The sequence below is a fragment of the Simkaniaceae bacterium genome, assembly GCA_021734805.1.
GTDB lineage: Bacteria > Chlamydiota > Chlamydiia > Chlamydiales > JACRBE01 > Amphritriteisimkania.
Genome location: JAIPIG010000010.1, coordinates 1 through 20,834 on the forward strand (window position 1 = coordinate 1; position 20,834 = coordinate 20,834).

Below are 20,834 nucleotides of genomic sequence, written 5' to 3' on the forward strand. Positions count from 1 at the left end.
TTTGCGAGGCGGTCGTGCTAGATGCTTCTGGCGTAAAAGTATGTAGCGAGGGTGAGTTGAAAGTAAAAATCCCGGTGCATCAATGCAAGAAATTTGAGCCCATCTTTTTAAAGAGTTCCGCATTCTCAGAATAGTTGATAGGCACTTCAATAATGACAGGCCCATCGAGATGGATTGCTTTTTGTAAAATAGGCAGCAGTTCTTCTGAATCATTAACTCTAAATCCATAAGCTCCGAAACTTTCCGCGAATTTAACAAAGTCAATTTTTCCAAATTCAACAACAGTTTCCCTATTATATTTCATAAGCTGCTGCTGCTTGACCATATCATATGCATGATCAACCCAAATACAATGGACAAAATGAATTTTCTCTCTTACAGCTGTTTCTAATTCCATTGCCGAGAAACAAAACCCTCCATCTCCTGATATAGAAATGACCTTTTGTTTCGGTTTTGCCAATTTTGCAGCAATTGCCCAGGGCAAAGAAACTCCGAGAGTTTGCTGTCCATTGCTAAAAAGGAGATGATGCGGGCGATAGGTATAAAAATATCGAGCTAGCCACATATAATGAGTCCCCACATCACCGATTACGATAGTCTCCTCATCAATAGCTTTATGTAAGTCAGAAATGAATCTCAGAGGATGCACCTTCACACCTGAGATTTCCGCTTCCATATTTTGCACTTCTATTAACTTCTCTTGCAAAGGCTTGACTTCTTTTTGATTAATCAAGGCAGATCTTTCGGTCAAATTTGATGAAATACGATAAAGATTTTCTGCAATATCACCAAGCAGCTCAAGCGAAGGGACGTATCCCATACGCACATTAGCAGAATGATAATCTATATGAATGAGTTTTTTGGATACATTCTTTGTGCTCCAAATCTCCGGATCGTATTCAACAGGGTCAAAACCCACAGCTACAATCAAATCAGCAGTTTCTAGCAGCTGGTCTCCAGGTTGATTTTCAAACAATCCCACTCTTCCAACAAAACAGTCGAGAAGCTCTTTCGAAATCACTCCTGCTCCTTGAAAGGTATTGACCGCAGCAAAACGCGTTTTGGACAGAAAAGAATTAATGGCTTTTGTATTTTGAGGTCGACTAGCTTCTAATCCAAAAAGAAATACGGGATTCTTGGCATCTTGAAGCCATTTAGATGCTTGTTCAATCAAATGATTTGGTGCAGCTCCAATTTCAATACAAGGCACCTTGTTCAAGAGGGTTTGTTGAGTCTTTTCTATCAAGACATCTTGGGGAATACTGATAAAAGTAGCTCCGGAACGCGGGGAAGTCGCAATACGAAATGCGTTTTCCACAACTTCAGGGATATTTTCAACCATTGTAATTTCAAAGCTTTTTTTTGTGGCAACTTCAGTCAATTGCACATTGTTAACGCTTTGATGAGATTCTTTGAGTTTCATTGATCGAGGTACACTACCACCAATTGCAACTATTGGATCGCCTTCTGTGTTTGCTGTTAAAAGCCCTGTGATCAAATTCGAAACGCCCGGTCCCGATGTGACTAAAACAACCCCCGGCTTTCCTGTCAGTCTTCCATAGGAGGCAGCCATAAATGCGGCATTTTGCTCATGGTGACAAAGAATCATTTTAATGGGTGTGTCAATCAGAGCATCGAAAAGTGCGTCGATTTTCGCTCCCGGTATTGCAAAGATATACTCTACACCCTGCTGCACGAGACATTCAGTAAATAGTTTAGCTCCATTCATCTTTCCACCCTTTTTTTTTTATTTCTGAATGCAATTTTTCACTCCAGATACCGTATATATTTCTACTTTCCCAGAAAGGATTTCAGTCCCTTCAATGAAGAGATGGAGTGTTTGATCAACAATTGACGGAACAATCTCTTCAATTTTCTCCACCTTCTTTTTTAGAAGTAGTACATGAGCATGATGTACAAGGAGTGAGCTTGTATCCATAGGATTTTTATATAGAACTGTTTTTAACTCTTCATTAACTTTTTCATGACCCTGAAAATTCGTCATTGCACCCATTACGAATCCATAGACATCTTTGGCCCTTACTTCTGGAAAGGGGTAGTAACTGCTTTTATGAAGAAATATATCTTTCCCATCAATAGGCGCTTTGCCAATTGCAACTCCATGGAAAGTTGAAAAGTGGAAAATACCCCCAAATGCCAATGGATATAATACCTTTCCATATAACTCATTGTAAAAGTCAATCATGGCTTTTTTTTCGTGAATTTCCACTTGATAGGCCGGAAGAGCATCTAAAGGGACTATAAAAATCCCGCCTGTAGTAAATTCTTGCCCGCTAATTGTCTGTCCATACTCTAAAGAAGTTGCGTCTGCTGATGTTGCGTAACAATAACCGTTTACAATTACCGACTCTCCAAGAGATGGGATAGATTTAGGAGTAGCCATCTCAAATGCCATTTTAAAATCATTTGCATTATAGCGTTTTGAGGTCACTTCTTCCGGAAGAACTGCACGAATTACATCAACAACAGTTCCTATATGTCCTAGCTCAGATGGACCATCACCTGTTTTATGAATATATATACCCATTTACCTCTCTTAAATAAAAAGGCTGCAAATCGCCCTTTGCCAATTTTTTCTTTATATCACTTCATTAGATATCTACAATTAATTTTTAATTTAATCCAGTCAAAAGTTCTGAAATAGCGCCCAACCACCTCCATAGTTTTAGGCGAGGCATTTTGAGATGGATTGGGAGAAGCCTTTAGCTTCTCCCTTTGCATTTTCGCGCGGCCCCAAGGCTAGGCCAAAAGTGCAATCCCCTCAAATTCCCTCCACCTAAACCCATGGAGGCCAGAAAAAAATTCATTCCCTCTTTCTATTTCTCACCAGTTCCATGTATCCTCCTTCAATTAAATCCAGAATACACGATGTTATATTTTTCTCATCTTTCTTAGAAAAAGGAGGATAAGCAATATAATCTCGTCCCATTCCATCAAAAATCACATAGGCGATTATTTTCCCTTTTTGATAGGCCACTTGCATCCCTCTGAAGTCATCAGTAACCTGCCCACACCAGTAATCGACAAGAACATACTCTCCTTGATTTCTCTCCACACTGATGGCAATCGTATCCGCCACTTCACCATATTTTACATCTCTAATAGTTCTCATATCGTTTTCATCGACTAATTTTCTCTGAACAATCTGCTCATAGATATTCGATGGTAGATGTTTCTGGTATATGTTGTGCGAGAATGCAGTTGTTGTAAGAATAGAAAAAAGGACTAACCATTTCATTAAAAACTCCTGTTGAAGCAACAAATGCTAAGGCTTTGTTTTGCCTGTGTAAAGGAGAAAGTTCTGAAATAGCAGGTATGACCCATAATGGGTACATTGATCATCTTAAGGATTAAAGCCTATCTCAAACTCTTATCTTTTTGAGAGTATTTTCCCCTCTACATTTGTCAGAATCTTAATCGTTTCTTCCTGCATTTCACCTTCTATCGTGAAGGGCTGGAATGAACCCCATGAGTTTTCTTGATAAAGTTGATCTCCAAATTCGGGCTTTTGACCACATGGCCAACCATAACAATAATGTAAATTATGAGAAGAGGGTTGCAATATCTCGGCGCTAACGGTGCCCCATGGTAATGGGTAGTCGGGACTATTCTTATGTTTAGTGCCGTGATTACATATAGAAAAACCCCAAGCTTCAAGCAATGGATTTGATTCCGGATCACGCCCTCTATTAGCATGATCAGAAAGTATTTGAGAAATCACTCTTATATCAATCTTTCCTTGCCACTTTTTACAAAGTTCTTGCCCACGCTCTAAGCGCCACCCATTGTTATTGTCGGGATTATTCGCAATTGCTTTGGGATCATTATATTTTACGAAATTCTTTGACTGATAACAATTAACAGCAAATATTGCCCCAGGTTTTTCTTTCGAATATTGGCTGACTACTTCAATACCAAAGCTCCCCGCTTCAAGGTGAGCTATCGCACCTTCACTATCTGCCAGAAATACTGAAAAAGGGGGGGTAACAGCATCTACGCTCAGAAATAGCCTGATTGCTTCTTCTACATTCCTACACCGATCCATTAATTGCTTTGTCAATAATGAGAAAGAAATAGGGTGAGATCTTTTAGTCAGTGAATGAGTTTCAAAAAGTATTGCGCATGTAAAGGATAACCCAGCAGCATTCACTCCCCTTGAAGTATCTCCCTCTTGGCAGAAATATCCCCTGTCAGCAAAAGAAGGTGGCCTTGTAACCGCAAGCTCAGTACCTACATGAGTAAAACCTACCCGAGGACGCATAATACGAACAAAAGTGCGAACATCATAAGGATCATCACTTACGCTCCCAAGTAAAGCTTCTCCATTCACCGTATAGGCATTTCCCGTTACACCAATTAAAAAACATCCCATATCCTATCCATTTTTGATCAAAAAAATACCAAAGGGTTTATTAGAGTCAATTTTTTAAAAGGAAAGCTAACGCAATAAGATAAAGCTGTCCAATCAAAAGTTCTAAAATAGCATCTCTCCGCCTCCAATCAAAATTAAGGCTTCAGTTTCACAACTGAAGCCTTTTGTTTTTAGTGAGATACAACACGAAATTCACATACAAAAAAAATCTTTAACGACAACTGCGAGGCGCTCTGGTTGATCATAGGGAATCCCATGACCTGCTTCAGCAATCTGCGTGACCTTCAAATACTGATTGAGTCTAGCAAGTTCTGCAGCTGCTTCAACAGAGATTGCTGCACCAACACCGCCTAGGACGAGCAAACTAGGAATATCAAGGGCTTTGATTAATTGCCTGTAATCAGGATTCGGTGGCATCAAAATTCCAAAGGCTTTTGGGCTAGTTTGATATCTTGCTTGCACTAAGAGCTCAACGAGCTCACTTGAACGGTGAGGGCGCTTCATGCGCATTTCAGCCAAAAAATCTTCTCTTGGTTGATTGAGAATTTGGCAATGCTGAGCCGCAACATCGCTCTCATAAACTTCTCTTTGGCGCTTTGGCGTCAAAAAAGTTGGATCGACTAAAATAAGTCCTTTCAATTGCTTAGAATTTTGGTTCGCTACAACTGCCGCCGTCATGCCCCCCATAGAGTGCCCAAGTACGATTGGATTAGAGATACTAAGGGCTTCAATAAGACCTAAAACATCAGCAGCAAGACTGTCATAACTATAGCCTTGTTCAGGGATACTGGAACGACCATGCCCCCGAGCATCCGGCATAATGACATCATAATCTTCTTCTAATGCTTTTGCTAGCGGAAGCCAGCAAGATCCATTTCCTATAAGCCCGTGTAGCAAAATAATAGAAGGTTTGTTGCCACCGGTTCTGAGATAATGTATGTTAATTTCATTTGCTTCACAAAGCCCAGTTGTCCATTTATCCATAAAATGAAATCACCAATCTTTTTTAGGGATTTGTTCAAAATTTTCTTTTTTAATGGTACGCAAATTTTCTATACTCTCATGGACATAAAAAGAATCATAAGCAAAATTCTTTACGAAGATATAGCCATTTGCAAATAAAAGAGCATTAAGTTCCGGAGTGGGTCTTTCAATAGTCATAGCTAAAAAAATATACTTATCAAAGGGGAAATTCCTCAAGATCCTCGTTTCAGAGCCTTCGACATCCAAACTCAGGTAGTCGATTACGTGAGGAGCATTGTACTTATCGAGAATTTGTTCCAATGTTAATGTATTGCATTTCATAATACGTCTATTTTTACGCGCTTGAACAATTTGTTTTTTACGAATAGCTACGCAATTATCCGTATCATCATCAACAATTCCCCCTAGCATCATATTGTCATAGCGGAATTCAACGCTATGATTCACCCCATCTACTACAGAAGAATCAAGAATAACGGAGCGTATTTTTTTTAACTTAGCAAAAAATTTTGGATTGGGCTCAATACATATCCCTTTCCAGTTTAAATGTTTTTCTAAATTATAGGTGTTATTTAAGCTGATTCCATCAGCCGCCGCAAGATCAACAAAAAAACCGTTTTTTTTATAATTGAAAACTTCTTCAATGATCCACCTATCTTGATCTTTTTGTGATATAAATTTTATAGGGGTAGCATGAACACATATATTGATCAAAACAAAGAAACAGAAACTAAAAATCCTCATAAAAATACCACCTTTCATATCAAAAATTCGGGATGGTAGAGTAAGTGAATGATTAAGTCAAAAAAAAAATATGAGTAAAAAGTCAAAGATGCCAGCAAAGTTCTGAACGCGTCTCTCCACCTCCATTCCGGCCGGGTAAGATCCCGGCCTTTTTATAGAAGGAATTTTTCAGATGCTTGAATCCTTACCCCTTTCTCCCCTCTCAAGTAGGCGTTCTAAATGATCTTCTTGGACATCACTGATCCAATTGTCCTTATCCCAAGAAGAAAGGAAATTTTTATTGATGGGTAATTGCTTTTCCAAGGGACTACCTGCTTGCCATTTTCCTATTAGCTTAGTGAATGGGATTTTAACCGTAAATGGGATATCAGCACATTCACCTACAGAGTAAGGTTGAAAAACTAAAATGAGAAATTCGTGATCCACCACAAATGTCTTAATCAGTTCTTGATCTAGGTGATTACATAATGGATCAGATCCCCTGAAGTAGCTACAATCGCCATGATGCTTGAAAAAGTTTTCGCAATAGCTCCGAAGAAATTCCTTTTGACTGGGTTGCGGAAATAAATCATTTAATGAAATTTCTTTCAGCGATAAACTTAAAGACCCTACCACAAAAATTATTGGAACAGGAAGTGTGTTCGGACATGGTATAGCTGCTGTTGTCCGGGGATTCGCGGGTAAAACTGATGCAGATTTTGGGTGGAGATTTTGCTTTTTGCAAAGGTTCAAATACAATACTGGCTTTTGGTTTTATGAAGGGATTAGGAATTAAAAAGATGTCTATCCTCAATGTTAACAACGCGGATGGTACACTGATTTACGAGGATTTTTGGAAATGAAAAGAGGATTAGTTTTTCTCATTTTTACTTGGGGTGTTTTTATGTCGAATGGAATTGCATTGGAAATTCAACCTGAAAAGACAAAACCGAGGGTTGGTGTCGGAGTGTTTGTATTTAAAGAAGGCAAAGTTCTCCTTGGCAAACGAAAAGGTGCCCATGGCGTAGGTGATTGGGCTCCTCCCGGTGGACATCTTGAATTTGGAGAATCTGTTGAAGATTGTGCAAAACGAGAGCTGAGTGAAGAAACAGGTCTTCATGCACTCTCAGTTCAGACTGGCTCTTGGAGCAATGATGTCATTGATGGGAGTAAACACTACATTACCCTTTTTGCTGTAGTCGATCAATTTGAAGGAGAGCCCGAATTGCTCGAACCTCAGAAATGTGAAGAATGGCAATGGTTTTCTATGGACGCGTTGCCGAGTCCACTGTTTCTCCCAGCAAATGCTTTTTTTTCAGAATACAAATCTTCTCGACTTAAAGCCCCTCATACCCATTGAAGCGGCGCACCAAAAGTTTGAGAATATGAAGCCAAAGTATCCCGTCAAGCATTGTAAGGGAAAAGGGACAGCGCATAAGCGGCATCTGCCATAATCTCGACTTTGTAACTTTTTGGGCCCGCCTGCCGCGGTCTTTGCTCTCGGACGCTCGACCTATGGTCGAACTGGGAGATTATTAAAATTTTAATGCGTCAATTCTGAACAAAAAACCGATAAGCCTCGATATTTATCCGGCAATTCGCTAGAATTATCCTTTTTTGGATTCGTTTGACATATGAATCTGATGTTCATTCAATAAAACTTTTAAATCGATGGATTTTTATGTCATTTGATTCCCTTGGGCTATCGAGCCCCCTAGTTGATGCCGTTTCCGAGCAAGGTTATGAAACGCCTACGCCTATTCAAGCAAAAGCCATCCCTCTAATTCTCGAAGGGCGCGATATCATGGGAGCCGCTCAGACAGGCACCGGAAAAACAGCCTCTTTTACCCTCCCCCTCCTCCAGCTTGTCAGCGAGCGTGCCGAAAAGCACGGAGATTGCCGCGTCCGCGCCCTGATCCTAACTCCCACTAGAGAACTGGCTGCTCAAGTCGGCAATAGCGTTAAAACCTACGGCAAGCATCTTTTTTTAAAATCGACGGTTATTTTCGGCGGAGTCCGCATTGGATCACAGATTTCAAAGCTGCGTCAAGGTGTAGACGTCATCATCGCCACACCCGGCCGCCTCCTTGATCTCATCAATCAAAAAGCAGTTGATCTCCGTGATGTCGGCATCCTTGTCCTTGATGAAGCCGATCGCATGCTCGACATGGGTTTTGTCCACGACATCAAAAAAATCATAACCCACCTGCCTCAAAAACGACAGAATTTGCTCTTTTCAGCAACTTTTTCCAAAGAAATCAAAAAACTCGCCGATAAACTCCTAAACTCGCCTGCCCTCATTGAAACATCACGTGTTAACAGCACCTCAGAGCAAATTAAGCAGATCATTCACCCCGTTGACCGCACTTCTAAGACAGCGCTACTGACTCATCTTATCAATTCACAAAACTGGGGCCAAGCGCTTGTCTTCACACGGACAAAGCACGGAGCTAACCGCCTGACGGAACAACTCGAAAAAAATGGAATCAATGCAGCTGCTATCCATGGCAATAAAAGCCAAACGGCACGGGTTAAAGCTCTATCGAGTTTTAAAAACGGCACCTTGCGCATCCTTGTAGCGACTGATATTGCTGCGCGAGGACTCGACATCGATCAACTCCCCCATGTTGTCAATTTTGAACTCCCCACAGTCGCTGAAGATTATGTTCACCGCATTGGACGCACAGGGCGCGCCGGCAACGAAGGGAAAGCTCTCTCTCTTGTCTGTATTGATGAACACCAACTGCTTAAAAATATTGAGCAGCTGATCAAATGTGAACTACCCAAAGTCATTGTCCCCGGCTATGCACCCGATCCCTCTATTAAAGAGCAGCCCATTCAAAAAAGAAGCTTCTCCTCCCCTCGTTTTCAAAGAAAAGATCAAAAAACTCCTAGCCGGCCCTCGGGTCCCTTCAAAAAAAACAGAGGGAAATTTCCCCCTCGAAGCACACATCGCCGCTCCAAATAAAAACCATTCCTCTTTGAGGTCTTTTTATTGGGTGAGTGATTCATATGGTCTTGACTTTCTAAAAATTCCAACTCTTGAATCACTCCCGGTATAGAATCAGTGTCTTATCAGTCCAAAAATTAGAGATACAAGAAATAGTACAACAAATATAAAAAATAGAACTTTAGCAATTTGAATTGCTACACCCTCTACGCCTCTAAAACCAAAAATACCTGCGATAATTGCAATAAGCAAGAAAATAGCTGCCCAAATCAACATATATCCCCCTTTTCTTTCTTTGACTAAAAATTATTTCTATACACACACTCCCTTCTAATATACTAATAAAAATTTTTAATCACGAGCGGCATCGGCATGTGATCAAGTGATCATTGACCATTCCAACGGCTTGCATAAATGCGTAAATGATTGTTGCCCCCACAAATACCATGCCTCGTCTTTTTAAATCCCTTGAAAGCTGATCGCTTCCTTCAGAGTGTGAAGGAACCTCCCCCATTGTTTTAAAGTGATTGACAATGGGTTTATGATTTACAAAGCCCCAGAGATAGGTATCGAATGAGCCAAATTCCTCTTGAATTTTCAGCGCTACCCTAGCATTTTCTCGTACGCTAAATACTTTTCGACGATTTCTGATCACTGCAGGATCCTTGAGCACTTCTTCAAGCTCGCTATCGGTCATCCTCGCTACAATTTCTAGTTTAAATTGATGAAATAAACGTCGATATCCCTCTCTCCTCTTGAGAACCGTCTCCCAGCTGAGGCCTGCTTGCGCCCCTTCTAAACAAAGCATTTCAAACAGATGTCGATCATCGTGAACAGGAACGCCCCATTCTTGATCATGATATTTTTCGTAGAATTCTTTCCCTGTCCCGAAACATCTTTGACCATTATTTTCCATATTTACCCTCATGTTCAAATAGCCACCTCCGGAATCATATCCGGAATCGATATATTTAGATAGTTTACAATGCTATTTTACTTGAAATTACTTTTTAGTTAAAGTATACTTTACTTAAATAGGTAAAATAAGGCAAGTAGCTATGAAAATCACTAAGGAAGAACTCATCTCAATTATTGCGCAATTTAACCCTTGGTGGCGGGGGGAGAAAATACCGGATCTTCCCCGATGGAATCGCGGCGCTTTTTCCGAGCTCATGCGATGGATCAAAAAGCCACCGGCACAGAGAGCCGTACTGCTTTCTGGAGCTCGTCAGGTAGGGAAAACCACTCTATTACTACAAGCTATCCAGAGTCTTCTTGACTCCGGGGTTCCGGCAGGTAGTATTCTTTACGCCACATTCGATCACCCAATTTGTAGGTTAGCGGGACTTGATGCCGTGCTGGAAGCTTGGCGAGAGCTGGAACCCAAAGGTAGTGGCCCGGAATATCTATTTTTAGATGAAGCTCAATTTATTAAAGACATTGGTATATGGGTCAAACATCGAGTGGACTTTACTAAATCACAACGAATTGTATTTACAGGCTCTGCTACTCCGCTAATACAGAAGGATCAAGAATCGGGGGTGGGCCGATGGCATAGTATTCAGATCTCAACCCTCTCTTTCTACGAGTACCTACAGATTAAAAACGTAGAACTTCCTCAAATTCACGAAATTGAATCACTAGCCTCGCTACTCAATCTTAGTCCTAGTGAACACTATAAGATTGTCCAAAGCTGTTCGTATTTAATAGGACATTTTCATGAATATCTTATCCGTGGAGGATTTCCTCAGGCAGCACTTGTTAACAGCGTCACACAAGCCCAAAGACTACTAAGGGAAGACATTGTTGACAAAGTCCTTAAGCGAGACATGACCGCTCTCTTTGGCGTTCGTAGAATTCTTGAACTTGAACAGATGTTCATCTTTCTTTGTATGCAGGATGGGGGGATGCAGGATACGCAAACAATCTCTAAAGATCTTGGCATTGCAAAGCAAACAGTTCAAAACTTTGTCGATCTTTTCGAGTCAACACACCTCGTTTATAGACTCCTCCCATTTGGCTATGGCAAAGAAGTTCTTCGAGGGAAAAATAAACTTTATCTAAGTGATCCTGCCATAGCGCCCGCTGTATTAATCAAAGGCAAGACAATCCTCGAAAACCCCATTGCACTGAGTCAATGTGTAGAAACAGCGGTGATTGGCCATCTATGGTCCCATTGTCGAATCAATCAAGCACGCTTTAGCTATTGGCGCAGTCCAAAGGAGGCGAAAGAGGTAGACTTGGTTATAGAATTAGATGGCGCCATATTGCCATTAGAAATTAAGTACCAAGCACAGAGTGTTCAAGCTAGGGATGTCCCGGGACTTATTGAATTAGTTAGGAAAAAAGAACTAATCACTCGAGGCTACATAGCCACCAAAACACCGAGTGATCTCGGCCTTATACCGGTAGATTTTCAAGAAAATAAACCCATCATGAAAATCCCGGCGTGTCTGCTTTGTTTCTACCTGGGACAAGCTGAATTTCACCAAAGAAATATCTTGAATGGTTGAATCGATAGGAAAGGTAGCGCTCTGTCACACTCAAAATTTAAGATGTGACTTATAGCAAAAAAAACTGCTATTCTTAGTGTCATCTTTAATATACCGGGAGTGATTCAAGAGTTGGAATTTTTAGAAGCCGGCGCACCGATGGTCGATTGGGTCGAAGGCCCTTTACCGAACCGACGCGCTATTGACAATAGGCAGAGGTGAGGTAAATCGACCAAGCGGGGATGCCGGCGACAAAAAAAACAGCTCTTGAATGACGAGCGGTATAGATTAGGCGTGTTGCCTTTTTTGGAGCCTTAATTTGTATGCAATCTAACCACGCTTCAACTTTGTCATGGTGGGACATGGATCCACAAGAAGTGCGCAATGGAATCAATCAGCGCATCATGAGCATCGAAGCTCCAATACCTACTGTTTTTTCCGTTGCAGACCATACCTTGACTCGAGAGGGCCGAAATACACCCATTCGCATTTATACTCCAACTGAAGGGGATCGCTTTCCGATTATCCTACTGATTCATGGAGGTGCTTGGGTAGCGGGAAATCTTGATACGCATGACAACCTAGCTCGATACCTATCTTCCGAAGCAAAAGCAGTTGTTGTTTCAGTTGGATATCTAAATGCCCCTGAAGGAAAATTCCCATTACCCCTTGAACAATGTTATGACACTTTAATATGGATGACCAAACATGGCCCTGAGATTTTTGCCGACACGAGCAAACTTGCAATCGTAGGAGACAGCGCCGGAGGGAATATGGCGGCGGCCCTTTGCCTTATGAATCGAGATCGAGGCGGACCAAACATAGACTTACAAGTACTCATTAATCCGGCTCCCGATTTAACTTGTCATGGAACAATCCTAAGACAAAAGGACTCATTGGATATGCTCCGATGGCAAGCCACTCAATATTTATCAGACCCAAATGATGCAAATAACCCCTATGCATCCCCTTTAATAGCAAGCGATTTAAGCAACCTACCGCCGGCTGTCATCATCTTAGCAGAACAAGACGCTCTCCGAGACGCCGGCCAAAAATATGCAGATCGATTGCAAGCAGCAGGTATACCCACCTATGTTTATTGCCAACAAGGAGTCAATCATTTGGCAGGCCATGGAGCGAAGGCTTTCGGTTACGCACGTGAATCATTGAATGTTGCAGTAGCGCAAATCCGCAAAACATTAAAAAAATCCCCTTCCATAAATAGAGGCAATTGTTCAAAATAGATCAACCTTATTATCCAATAGGTGCTTATGCACACTGTATCTTTCCCTCCTCCCCCTTATTACACATTTAATGATCAAATCCCCCTTCCCAAGCCTAAACAACGGTGTACTCGACCATCCCTATCCGATGTCATTATACTTACGGTTATCTCTATAGCTGCCACAGTAATAGCAGGATTTCTTCTAACCTCGCTAGCCATAAGTGCTATCGATCTTCAAGTCAAATACAACCAAGGCAATTGGAAGGTTGTAAACTACACTAACTTAAGTTCTCGACCCTTAGAATGGTATGATGTTGCTGCAAGATATGCGGGTCTCGTTGAATCAACCCTCGTAATCATAGCGATTCTATGCGTACCTATCATTCGGCTTGATGCTTGCATTCGCCAATACTGTGATTCCTCTGATTTCCCTTAATATGGTGACAAATTAGGAAACTGACAAAAAACATCAGTTTCAAAGATTAAATAATCATTAAAGGAGAACTATTTATGGCCCGTATTGAATATTCTGAAAATGGAAATAGCCCACTTCAAAGGCTTTTAGGCCATAATCTAGAAATCCTAAATAAATGGGATCTACTATTAGATACATTTTATCAATTTTCTAGCTTTGATCCTCAACTTCAAGAAGAAGTAAGGCGCACTATTGCATATCAGATCGAGTGCGCCCAATGTATGTCATTTGGCTGTCCTACGCAGAACATCCAAGATCCTAAGACAAGAGTTGCAGTTGATTTTGCAAGAAAAATGGCCCAAACCACTCTACCTATTTCTGAAGAAGATATAGAAAAGCTAAAGAACTCTTTCTCTGAAAAGGAAATTGCAGAATTATGTGCATTCATAGCCTTTGGGACCGGCTATGCAAGATTTGGGGCTGCCTTATCCGTAGATGTCAAAAGCTAATTTGATTTTGACATTAATGAAAAGAGGCGTGTTTAAAACGCAATTGAATATAAAAAATTTTATATTTATGAATGATTTATCTCTTGAAAGATGAAAGAATCATCGTTTTACAATTGCCACTAAAATATCTTTGGGAGCAAAAGGAGAATCTATAAATCTGAATTCATAATTTGGATTAATCTCAAGAAGCGCGCTCTTGAGATTCTCGATCGAGATGTGACTATAGGCGCCGGCATTAAATTGTCTTACATCATCGATCAAAATAGAATGGTTTTTGATATGATGCTTCCCGATTTCCCTGATTTCCCTTAATATGGGAGCAAACTGGTCTTGGGTTTTTCTATTCACTAATTCCGCACTATGAGCATCTAACCAAAACGTTGCCGGAGCATCTACCTCATCTAAGATGACAGATAGCTGTGATGCCGAATCCCCTAAAAACAACCTTACTTTTGAAAAGCGGTTAAATGCTTTTTTTGCTGCATAATATCGTCGCTTATTAATCTCAATAGAGTAGACATATTCAAATTTTCCCGTACTTAAAGCTTGCCTGATACCCTCACCACAGTAAGTCCCGGTTTCAATAAAATACTGATTAGGAAACTGACAAAAAATATCAGTTGAACCACTCGTAAAACACTGAAAACAAAATGAATTTGATAAAAACAACCCGCAAATCATTTTTTGTAGTAAATTCATTTCTCATCCCTAACGGTTGTAGAGAATCTTTTAACCGGATTTTTTAACAACTTCTGATTTTAGCATCATTGGACCGAATCCGGGAACTTTAGCTTCAATATTGTGCCCATCCACTTCATCCACAATACGGATGCTTTTCACTTTAACTCCAACTTTGATTACAGAAGAGGATCCTTTGACTTTGATATCTTTGATAATAGTCACGCTATCCCCATCTTGGAGAATATTCCCGACAGCATCCTTAACGACTTTCTCATCGCTTGTCTTCTCAATTTCAGAATCGGGAATCCATTCATATCCGCATTCAGGACAGATATATAGATTACCATCTTCATACGTAAAATCAGATCCACACTTGATACAGGGGGGAATACCTTTCATAAGACTCCATTCACTTAAGCTTTTAAACTCGGTCTTGCAACTTATCCCGAAATAAGTTGCAAAGTCGAGATCATATACGGAAATGCATTTAAAAGCGTAAGAATATCCCGGCATACTACTTCAGCACAAGAATAATCAATTGACAAAAACACACATTAAATTGAAAATAATTAGATTCAATTCATTGGTGTATGGAAATTAAATGAATATTAAATGCCTGCTAACTTTTCTTTTAATGGGCGTATCGCTTCAATTCTTTGCTGAAGATTTTTCATGTGCTCCGGAAAAGCCCCTCCCCTCTGTAGTAATTAACTCTGCCCCCTCTAAATCTCTCGTCTTACCGGAAAACTCTTACGGATATTTTAAAGGAGGCACTTCAGCTATTTCTCCAACGATAGGAGTCGGCTATCGGCAAAGAGATATTGAGTCATTACGCGGGAATGATTATTCACTCAATATTCAGTTTCCTCTATTGTCAAACATTATCCCCTCTTTTAAATACACCCGATTATTTTATCATTCTACTGAACATGAATCTAGATATTTTGGACTTGGAATAGAAGCACTGAGTTTTTATATTCCTAACATTCAATTGATTTGGGGGAAAGAATACGAAAAGGTGAAATACGGACAATTTGAACTAAACCTGCTTCCCCTTATTGCTACTCCAATTATATTGCTTTTCGATGAAGGGCATCACTCACATTACTCAAATAATCCTTTGTACTATTTAGGCGGCGGCTTAATTGCAACGGCAGCCTTTGTAACATATACCGTTGCATTCTAAACTGCTTAGCTTAAATAATCGGAAATCAGAATGAAGATAAAATCCATACTCGTTTTTTTTGCATTATTGTTCTCGAATTTAGTGCCATTTTTTGCAGATGAACCCCCTTCTATGGTTCCCGGCAACTTAAAAGACACTCTTTCAATCCAAGATCCTGTTTTATTTTCAGAACAATATCAAAACCCCCTTAATCAACCCTCTGACTATTCTTCTTTAGGAAAAAAGGAGAAGAATGCTTATATAGCCGTTGGTCTTTCGCTTTTCCCCGGCCTTGGACATGTCTATTTAGATGATTATAAAACAGCAGCGGGGCTTGCAGGAACATTTAGTCTGGGATTAGGACTCAATCTCAGCCATTTGGGAGATCAGAGTCTAGATATAACTGTTGCGATGGACACGTGGTTCTATGGAATCTATGCCTCCTATCGCGATACACACCTCTATAATGGAGAAAAAAACTACCGCTATCAGATGCCAACAGATAGCTTTACCGATTTGTGTTTTGCCCCACTTAGTCCGGTTATTTTAAATAAACCTGAAGTATGGGGTGGTGTTTTGGGTGCTCTTGCTGCCGGAATTCTCCTGCACAAGCTTGCTTATCCCGATGACGCACATGTTAGTTGTAGTCTCAGCGCAACATATCCCTTATCAGCATTTCCCGTTGGAATCGGAGAAGAAGCCTTTTTTAGAGGCTATGTGCAATCCGCTTTGATTGAGCATTCCAATCCGGCGATGGGGATTGCCTCTTCTTCAATCTTATTTGGCTTAGCCCACTGGGACAATGCTAAAGCCCTTCCGAAGGAATATCGTTGGCGCTATCACGCCTTTTCAGTCCCTTTTATTTCTCTTTTCGGATCTTATTTTGGTTGGCTTGCTTACAAAAATAACTCACTTAAAGAAAGCGTTGCCGTCCACGTCTGGTACGACTTTTGGCTTTTTTTGGGAAGCTACTTAGCATCTCAGGCAAACATTAATACTCCACCTGCTCGCTTTGCTATTACAATTCCATTTTAAATCATCTCGACTTTGCAGTTTACCTAAAATCGCATTTCATCTTATGAGGTTGTTTTTGGTGTAAACCACGGTATAATAATGGAATATATTGAAATCCCTCACTTAAAGCATAACGTATCGCGCATTGGTTTAGGAACATGGGCTATTGGTGGCTGGATGTGGGGCGGCGCCGAAGAAAAAGAATCCATTGCAACGATTTGTCATGCACTTGATCTCGGTCTTAATCTTATTGACACAGCTCCCGTATATGGCTTTGGCATAGCAGAAGAAGTTATTGGTAAAGCGCTTAAAAGTTATGGTCAGCGCGACAGGATCATTTTAGCTACTAAAGTCGGTTTGAGCTGGAAGGATCGAAAAATTTATCGCGATGCCCGTAAAGAAATCATCATTAAAGAACTTGAAGACTCACTCAAACGACTTGGTAGCGATTATATCGATCTTTACCAACTCCATTGGCCTGATCCTCTAGTGCCCATTTCTGAAACGGCAGAAGCTTTAAAAAAACTTCTCGATCAAGGGAAAATTCGCGCTATTGGTGTGAGCAATTTCTCAACGCATCAAATGGAAGAATTTCAAAAATACGCTCCTCTACATTCCCTGCAATCGCCTTTCAACCTCTTTGAGAGGAAGATTGAGCATGAAGAACTCGCCTATTGTATTCAATCGGGGATTGCAACACTCGGTTATGGATCTTTATGCCGCGGACTTTTAAGCGGCTCAATGGATCAAAACCATCATTTTGAAGGCGATGACTTGCGTAAAATCGATCCCAAATTTCAACTTCCCCGCTTTGCATCCTATTTGAAAGCTACCCATAAACTCAAAGAATGGGCAAAAAATAAATACGATAAACCTCTTCTTGCCCTTGCCATTCGTTGGGCACTGGATATGGGCATTAGCGTTGCTCTTTGGGGTGCACGCCATCCGGATCAACTCAATACATTGGATAGCATCTGGGGATGGGAACTCACTGAGAACGATTTCATTGAAATCGATGAAATCTTGCAAGAAACAATTCCCTCACCTATCGGACCGGAATTTATGAATCCGCCGAGTAGCGATAAAGTTTTAAAATAAAATCATGTTCCATCGGCATAAAATAAACCTCTATCTTTGTCTAAGCATCACTTTTCTCTTTGTAGGCATTTGTTTTTTTTCTTCACTTAAGGAGTGGTCTCATATTGGTGTTGCTCATCGGCTCAAAGGCATTGGATCAATCTTTGGAATCGGCGGCTATTTTTTACTGTCACTCTCTCTACTTCTTTCATCTCGATTTAAATGGTTAGAGGGGATATTTGGCGGACTTGATTGCATCTATGACACGCACCGATACATCGGGACTTGGGGCTTTTACTTGATACTCTTTCATCCGGTCTTTTTCGCCCTTAAATGGTTGCCTAATCGAATCGGCCATTTTTTCTATACTTTTTTACCCTTCCATCAGAACGTGACAATTAATTTGGGATCTTATGCTTTCTGGCTGATGGTCATCATTCTTGCGATCACTTTTTTTAAGATTCTCCCCTATCACCAATGGAAAATGATTCATAAATTGATGGGGGTTGTTTTTATTTTAGCATCGATGCATATCTTTTTTGCACGAGACCTCTTTAGTTCCTCTAAACCATTACTGGCTATCCCTCTCATTATTGGATTAATCAGTATCGCATATAAACAGATCATTTATGCCTATTTTATTCGATTTCCTCTATATCAAGTCGTACAATTGAATTATCTCGATCATCAAACCATTGAAATTTTTTTAAAGTCCCTTTCAAAAGGCACTCCTTTTTTTCCCGGTCAATATGCATTTTTTAGTTTTCATAGTGCATCTCTTTCAAAAGAATCTCACCCGTTTACTTTATGTGGTCATCCGAATGGGTCTGAACTCTCACTTATTGTCAAAGCCAGAGGTGATTTCACGCGCAAATTATATACGGATCTTAAAATAGGAAACCAAGTTACGGTTGAAGGGCCATTTGGTCAGTTGAATTATCTTAAAGCAAAACCTTTTCAAATTTGGATTGCAGGTGGGATCGGGATTGTTTTATTTCTGGTTTGGGCTCGGCATTTATTTGCATTGAAAAAGACGGTTCCATTGAAATCAATTCAATTGTTTTATTGCGTCCATAAAGAAGAAGACGCTCTTTTCTTAGACGAGTTCAATCGCATTGCCAAACATTGTCCTCAATTTAAATTTTTTCTTTTCTGTACGGATCAACACAATCGGCTGAGTATCAAAAAAATTGAAGCCCAATCTCCTCATTTAAAAAAGAGTAGCATTATCATGTGTGGACCCAAGCGCCTAACACGTGATTTCACCGCGCAATTCGCAAAGGTTGGTATCAATCGAAATCAAATCGAGTTTGAAGATTTTGAGTTTCTGTAAACGATTAACTCGATTTTGCAACTTTTTGGGCCCGTTCATGATCGAGAAGCCACTTCTTGCGTTTTGGATTAGCGGCATAACCTCCCGGATCGCCGTTAGATTGAATCACGCGATGACATGGCACAATAATCGCAAGTTGGTTTGTACTATTAGCGCGTGCAACGGCTCTGGCAGCTTTAGGATGTTCAATGGCTTTTGCCATTTCTAAATAAGAGCGCGTTGTTCCAATGGGAATCTCTTGTAGAGCCTTCCACACGCACTCTTGAAATCGGGTTCCACAGAAGATGAGCGGTGTTTTAAAGTGCGAGAGTGTTCCTTGAAAATATTGATTGAGTTCTTGCTCAATAGACCTTAAAGAATCCGACCATCCCGTTTCTAATGAGATGTCCATCTTCAATTGAAAGCGATATAGCTCTTTAGTCAGATCTTTTCGATCGGTGAATTCAAGTAAATAAAGAGCGCGCTCATCGCCGATGGCAAGCATCGGTCCCAGCGGTGTCTCAATTTGATTGCGTTTTAATATTTTCATTTAAATATCATAACGCGATGTTTAAATTGTGTCCATAGACATCAAGACATTAATGATCAAATAATTTATATATAGACATAAGCTGGACTTCTAATTAATAGGGCGTTCAAATGAAAAAAAATATTTTCAAAACACTGATTGCCACACTCTGCCTTTCAAGCGAGTTAATGGCATGCACGGGACTTCGTTTGACTGCTACTGACGGCTCTGTCATTACGGGCCGCACAGTCGAATTTGGAACACAACTCGATATGTCTGCAGCTATTATTCCCCGTAATCTCACTTTTACAGGAGACACACCTCTTGGAAAAGGACTGATTTACAAATCAAAATATGCTGCTGTTGGAATCTATTGTTTTGATGCGCCAATTTTAATGGATGGAATGAATGAAATGGGCCTCGTTGCCGCCGCTTTTTATTTTCCCGGATATGCAAGCTATACTGAAGTGACAAAGTCCAATCAATCGCTCGCCCTCTCTCCCATTGATTTTACTCAATGGCTCTTAACGCAATTTGCAAGCATCGATGAAGTCAAAAGAGCTCTGCCTTCCATCATCATTGCTCCCACTGTCTTAAATCACTGGGGAAATGAAGCCCCTCCCTTTCACTACATTGTCTATGACAAACATGGCAATAGCATCGTCATTGAACCCATTGAAGGACAACTCATCGTCTACGACAATCCGATTGGAACCATTACGAATTCCCCCTCATTTGATTGGCAAATAACCAATTTGCGCAACTTTATTAACCTAACACCTTTCAATGTCAAACCGGTTGAGATGCGTGGGGTCGAACTCTTTCCCTTTGGACAAGGCTCCGGAATGGTTGGCCTCCCGGGTGATTTTACCCCTCCATCACGTTTTGTCCGTGCTGCCATCTTTTCTTCAACGGCTATTCCCTCGACCAATGCATCCGATACCGTCAATCAAACATTCCATCTTCTCAATCAATTCGATATCCCCGTAGGCATTGCAAGACAAAAAAGCGGTGATATGATCCATACCGATTATACCATGCTCACATCCGTTAAAGACCCTCAGTCCATGCGTTATTATTTTAAATCTTATACCGATCAGCTTATTCGCTACGTCGAGCTCAAGCCACAAGATATGAATGCGCGGCAGATTAAGAAAATGGGAACTGTAGGGCAAGAAATAGCAATAGACGTTTCAGCTATGTTGCACTAGTGTCTAATTGCAAAAATCCGCCGGCTTATTTTGATCATCTTTTTCCGCCTGATGGTCTGTAAAAATTCAGAGTGACTCACTCAAGTCTACCCTGAACTTTTACAGACCATCAGACAGAAAAATCTGATCAAAATAAGCTCGGGGACTTTTGCAA

Annotated in this window: 23 protein-coding genes; 11 read left to right on the forward strand and 12 right to left on the reverse strand. The window is 40.6% G+C overall.

Features of this window, described 5'->3' with window-relative positions; all coding sequences use genetic code 11:
* Window positions 1-79 precede the first annotated feature (79 nt).
* The 7 genes from alsS to K9M07_02985 all read right to left on the reverse strand — a co-directional run bounded on the left by alsS (window position 80) and on the right by K9M07_02985 (window position 6,736).
* Window positions 80-1,729: an acetolactate synthase AlsS gene (gene alsS, locus K9M07_02955; protein MCF7852181.1), complete on the reverse strand. Its 1,650-nt coding sequence runs from the start codon at window positions 1,727-1,729 to the stop codon at window positions 80-82.
* An 18-nt stretch (window positions 1,730-1,747) separates the two neighbouring features.
* On the reverse strand, window positions 1,748-2,548 hold the full coding sequence (locus K9M07_02960; protein ID MCF7852182.1) for a hypothetical protein: 801 nt from the start codon (window positions 2,546-2,548) through the stop codon (window positions 1,748-1,750).
* A gap of 276 nt (window positions 2,549-2,824) precedes the next feature.
* On the reverse strand, window positions 2,825-3,259 hold the full coding sequence (locus K9M07_02965; GenBank protein MCF7852183.1) for a hypothetical protein: 435 nt from the start codon (window positions 3,257-3,259) through the stop codon (window positions 2,825-2,827).
* A gap of 132 nt (window positions 3,260-3,391) precedes the next feature.
* Window positions 3,392-4,393 (reverse strand): C45 family peptidase, encoded by a 1,002-nt coding sequence (locus K9M07_02970; protein MCF7852184.1) that lies wholly within the window; start codon window positions 4,391-4,393, stop codon window positions 3,392-3,394.
* A 192-nt stretch (window positions 4,394-4,585) separates the two neighbouring features.
* The gene (locus K9M07_02975; protein MCF7852185.1) at window positions 4,586-5,377 is read right to left on the reverse strand and encodes an alpha/beta hydrolase; all 792 of its coding nucleotides are present in this window, start codon (window positions 5,375-5,377) and stop codon (window positions 4,586-4,588) included.
* A gap of 9 nt (window positions 5,378-5,386) precedes the next feature.
* The gene (locus K9M07_02980; protein ID MCF7852186.1) at window positions 5,387-6,121 is read right to left on the reverse strand and encodes an FkbM family methyltransferase; all 735 of its coding nucleotides are present in this window, start codon (window positions 6,119-6,121) and stop codon (window positions 5,387-5,389) included.
* Window positions 6,122-6,289: 168 nt separating this feature from the next.
* Window positions 6,290-6,736: a hypothetical protein gene (locus tag K9M07_02985; protein MCF7852187.1), complete on the reverse strand. Its 447-nt coding sequence runs from the start codon at window positions 6,734-6,736 to the stop codon at window positions 6,290-6,292.
* A gap of 268 nt (window positions 6,737-7,004) precedes the next feature.
* On the opposite strand from K9M07_02985, the gene K9M07_02990 reads away from it, so the two are divergent.
* Both K9M07_02990 and K9M07_02995 read left to right on the forward strand, forming a co-directional pair.
* Window positions 7,005-7,460, forward strand: a complete 456-nt coding sequence (locus K9M07_02990) for an NUDIX domain-containing protein (protein ID MCF7852188.1) — start codon at window positions 7,005-7,007, stop codon at window positions 7,458-7,460.
* Between the two features lie 321 nt (window positions 7,461-7,781).
* On the forward strand, window positions 7,782-9,068 hold the full coding sequence (locus tag K9M07_02995) for a DEAD/DEAH box helicase (protein ID MCF7852189.1): 1,287 nt from the start codon (window positions 7,782-7,784) through the stop codon (window positions 9,066-9,068).
* Between the two features lie 96 nt (window positions 9,069-9,164).
* Here K9M07_02995 and K9M07_03000 read toward each other — a convergent pair whose 3' ends face one another.
* Window positions 9,165-9,326: a DUF1328 domain-containing protein gene (locus K9M07_03000; GenBank protein MCF7852190.1), complete on the reverse strand. Its 162-nt coding sequence runs from the start codon at window positions 9,324-9,326 to the stop codon at window positions 9,165-9,167.
* A gap of 79 nt (window positions 9,327-9,405) precedes the next feature.
* Window positions 9,406-9,966 carry a DNA-3-methyladenine glycosylase I gene (locus tag K9M07_03005; GenBank protein ID MCF7852191.1) on the reverse strand — a complete coding sequence of 187 codons (561 nt, stop codon included), beginning with the start codon at window positions 9,964-9,966 and terminating at the stop codon, window positions 9,406-9,408.
* A gap of 142 nt (window positions 9,967-10,108) precedes the next feature.
* Here K9M07_03005 and K9M07_03010 point away from each other — a divergent pair, with 142 nt between their 5' ends.
* The 4 genes from K9M07_03010 to K9M07_03025 all read left to right on the forward strand — a co-directional run bounded on the left by K9M07_03010 (window position 10,109) and on the right by K9M07_03025 (window position 13,691).
* Window positions 10,109-11,563, forward strand: coding sequence for an ATP-binding protein (locus K9M07_03010; protein MCF7852192.1), 1,455 nt, complete (start codon window positions 10,109-10,111; stop codon window positions 11,561-11,563).
* A gap of 341 nt (window positions 11,564-11,904) precedes the next feature.
* Window positions 11,905-12,786 (forward strand): alpha/beta hydrolase, encoded by an 882-nt coding sequence (locus K9M07_03015; GenBank protein ID MCF7852193.1) that lies wholly within the window; start codon window positions 11,905-11,907, stop codon window positions 12,784-12,786.
* A 27-nt stretch (window positions 12,787-12,813) separates the two neighbouring features.
* Entirely contained in the window at window positions 12,814-13,203 is a 390-nt protein-coding gene (locus tag K9M07_03020) for a hypothetical protein (GenBank protein ID MCF7852194.1), read from the forward strand.
* Between the two features lie 74 nt (window positions 13,204-13,277).
* Entirely contained in the window at window positions 13,278-13,691 is a 414-nt protein-coding gene (locus tag K9M07_03025) for a hypothetical protein (GenBank protein ID MCF7852195.1), read from the forward strand.
* Between the two features lie 99 nt (window positions 13,692-13,790).
* On the opposite strand, the gene K9M07_03030 is transcribed toward K9M07_03025, so the two are convergent.
* A complete protein-coding gene (locus K9M07_03030) occupies window positions 13,791-14,390 on the reverse strand; it encodes a hypothetical protein (protein MCF7852196.1) in 600 nt (199 codons plus the stop codon).
* Between the two features lie 30 nt (window positions 14,391-14,420).
* Window positions 14,421-14,771: an alkylphosphonate utilization protein gene (locus K9M07_03035; GenBank protein MCF7852197.1), complete on the reverse strand. Its 351-nt coding sequence runs from the start codon at window positions 14,769-14,771 to the stop codon at window positions 14,421-14,423.
* 202 nt (window positions 14,772-14,973) lie between these two features.
* On the opposite strand from K9M07_03035, the gene K9M07_03040 reads away from it, so the two are divergent.
* The 4 genes from K9M07_03040 to K9M07_03055 all read left to right on the forward strand — a co-directional run bounded on the left by K9M07_03040 (window position 14,974) and on the right by K9M07_03055 (window position 18,961).
* The gene (locus tag K9M07_03040) at window positions 14,974-15,558 is read left to right on the forward strand and encodes a hypothetical protein (protein MCF7852198.1); all 585 of its coding nucleotides are present in this window, start codon (window positions 14,974-14,976) and stop codon (window positions 15,556-15,558) included.
* Window positions 15,559-15,588: 30 nt separating this feature from the next.
* Window positions 15,589-16,572 (forward strand): CPBP family intramembrane metalloprotease, encoded by a 984-nt coding sequence (locus K9M07_03045; GenBank protein ID MCF7852199.1) that lies wholly within the window; start codon window positions 15,589-15,591, stop codon window positions 16,570-16,572.
* A 78-nt stretch (window positions 16,573-16,650) separates the two neighbouring features.
* On the forward strand, window positions 16,651-17,649 hold the full coding sequence (locus K9M07_03050) for an aldo/keto reductase (GenBank protein ID MCF7852200.1): 999 nt from the start codon (window positions 16,651-16,653) through the stop codon (window positions 17,647-17,649).
* 4 nt (window positions 17,650-17,653) lie between these two features.
* Entirely contained in the window at window positions 17,654-18,961 is a 1,308-nt protein-coding gene (locus tag K9M07_03055; protein ID MCF7852201.1) for a ferric reductase-like transmembrane domain-containing protein, read from the forward strand.
* A 4-nt stretch (window positions 18,962-18,965) separates the two neighbouring features.
* Here K9M07_03055 and K9M07_03060 read toward each other — a convergent pair whose 3' ends face one another.
* Window positions 18,966-19,352 (reverse strand): methylated-DNA--[protein]-cysteine S-methyltransferase, encoded by a 387-nt coding sequence (locus K9M07_03060; protein MCF7852202.1) that lies wholly within the window; start codon window positions 19,350-19,352, stop codon window positions 18,966-18,968.
* Window positions 19,353-19,600: 248 nt separating this feature from the next.
* Here K9M07_03060 and K9M07_03065 point away from each other — a divergent pair, with 248 nt between their 5' ends.
* Entirely contained in the window at window positions 19,601-20,680 is a 1,080-nt protein-coding gene (locus K9M07_03065; protein ID MCF7852203.1) for a choloylglycine hydrolase family protein, read from the forward strand.
* The last annotated feature ends 154 nt before the right edge of the window (window positions 20,681-20,834 follow it).

Coding starts and splice junctions, on each gene's coding strand:
- K9M07_03040 (MCF7852198.1), top strand. CDS start 14,974: ATGAATATTAAATGCCTGCTAACTTTTCTTTTAATGGGCGTATCGCTT.
- K9M07_02965 (MCF7852183.1), bottom strand. CDS start 3,259: ATGAAATGGTTAGTCCTTTTTTCTATTCTTACAACAACTGCATTCTCG.
- K9M07_02975 (MCF7852185.1), bottom strand. CDS start 5,377: ATGGATAAATGGACAACTGGGCTTTGTGAAGCAAATGAAATTAACATA.
- K9M07_03050 (MCF7852200.1), top strand. CDS start 16,651: ATGGAATATATTGAAATCCCTCACTTAAAGCATAACGTATCGCGCATT.
- K9M07_03035 (MCF7852197.1), bottom strand. CDS start 14,771: ATGAAAGGTATTCCCCCCTGTATCAAGTGTGGATCTGATTTTACGTAT.
- K9M07_03000 (MCF7852190.1), bottom strand. CDS start 9,326: ATGTTGATTTGGGCAGCTATTTTCTTGCTTATTGCAATTATCGCAGGT.
- K9M07_03065 (MCF7852203.1), top strand. CDS start 19,601: ATGAAAAAAAATATTTTCAAAACACTGATTGCCACACTCTGCCTTTCA.
- K9M07_03030 (MCF7852196.1), bottom strand. CDS start 14,390: ATGAATTTACTACAAAAAATGATTTGCGGGTTGTTTTTATCAAATTCA.
- K9M07_03010 (MCF7852192.1), top strand. CDS start 10,109: ATGAAAATCACTAAGGAAGAACTCATCTCAATTATTGCGCAATTTAAC.
- K9M07_03020 (MCF7852194.1), top strand. CDS start 12,814: ATGCACACTGTATCTTTCCCTCCTCCCCCTTATTACACATTTAATGAT.
- K9M07_03005 (MCF7852191.1), bottom strand. CDS start 9,966: ATGGAAAATAATGGTCAAAGATGTTTCGGGACAGGGAAAGAATTCTAC.
- alsS (MCF7852181.1), bottom strand. CDS start 1,729: ATGAATGGAGCTAAACTATTTACTGAATGTCTCGTGCAGCAGGGTGTA.
- K9M07_03045 (MCF7852199.1), top strand. CDS start 15,589: ATGAAGATAAAATCCATACTCGTTTTTTTTGCATTATTGTTCTCGAAT.
- K9M07_03015 (MCF7852193.1), top strand. CDS start 11,905: ATGGATCCACAAGAAGTGCGCAATGGAATCAATCAGCGCATCATGAGC.
- K9M07_02995 (MCF7852189.1), top strand. CDS start 7,782: ATGTCATTTGATTCCCTTGGGCTATCGAGCCCCCTAGTTGATGCCGTT.
- K9M07_02990 (MCF7852188.1), top strand. CDS start 7,005: ATGTCGAATGGAATTGCATTGGAAATTCAACCTGAAAAGACAAAACCG.
- K9M07_02970 (MCF7852184.1), bottom strand. CDS start 4,393: ATGGGATGTTTTTTAATTGGTGTAACGGGAAATGCCTATACGGTGAAT.
- K9M07_03055 (MCF7852201.1), top strand. CDS start 17,654: ATGTTCCATCGGCATAAAATAAACCTCTATCTTTGTCTAAGCATCACT.
- K9M07_03025 (MCF7852195.1), top strand. CDS start 13,278: ATGGCCCGTATTGAATATTCTGAAAATGGAAATAGCCCACTTCAAAGG.
- K9M07_02980 (MCF7852186.1), bottom strand. CDS start 6,121: ATGAGGATTTTTAGTTTCTGTTTCTTTGTTTTGATCAATATATGTGTT.
- K9M07_03060 (MCF7852202.1), bottom strand. CDS start 19,352: ATGGACATCTCATTAGAAACGGGATGGTCGGATTCTTTAAGGTCTATT.
- K9M07_02960 (MCF7852182.1), bottom strand. CDS start 2,548: ATGGGTATATATATTCATAAAACAGGTGATGGTCCATCTGAGCTAGGA.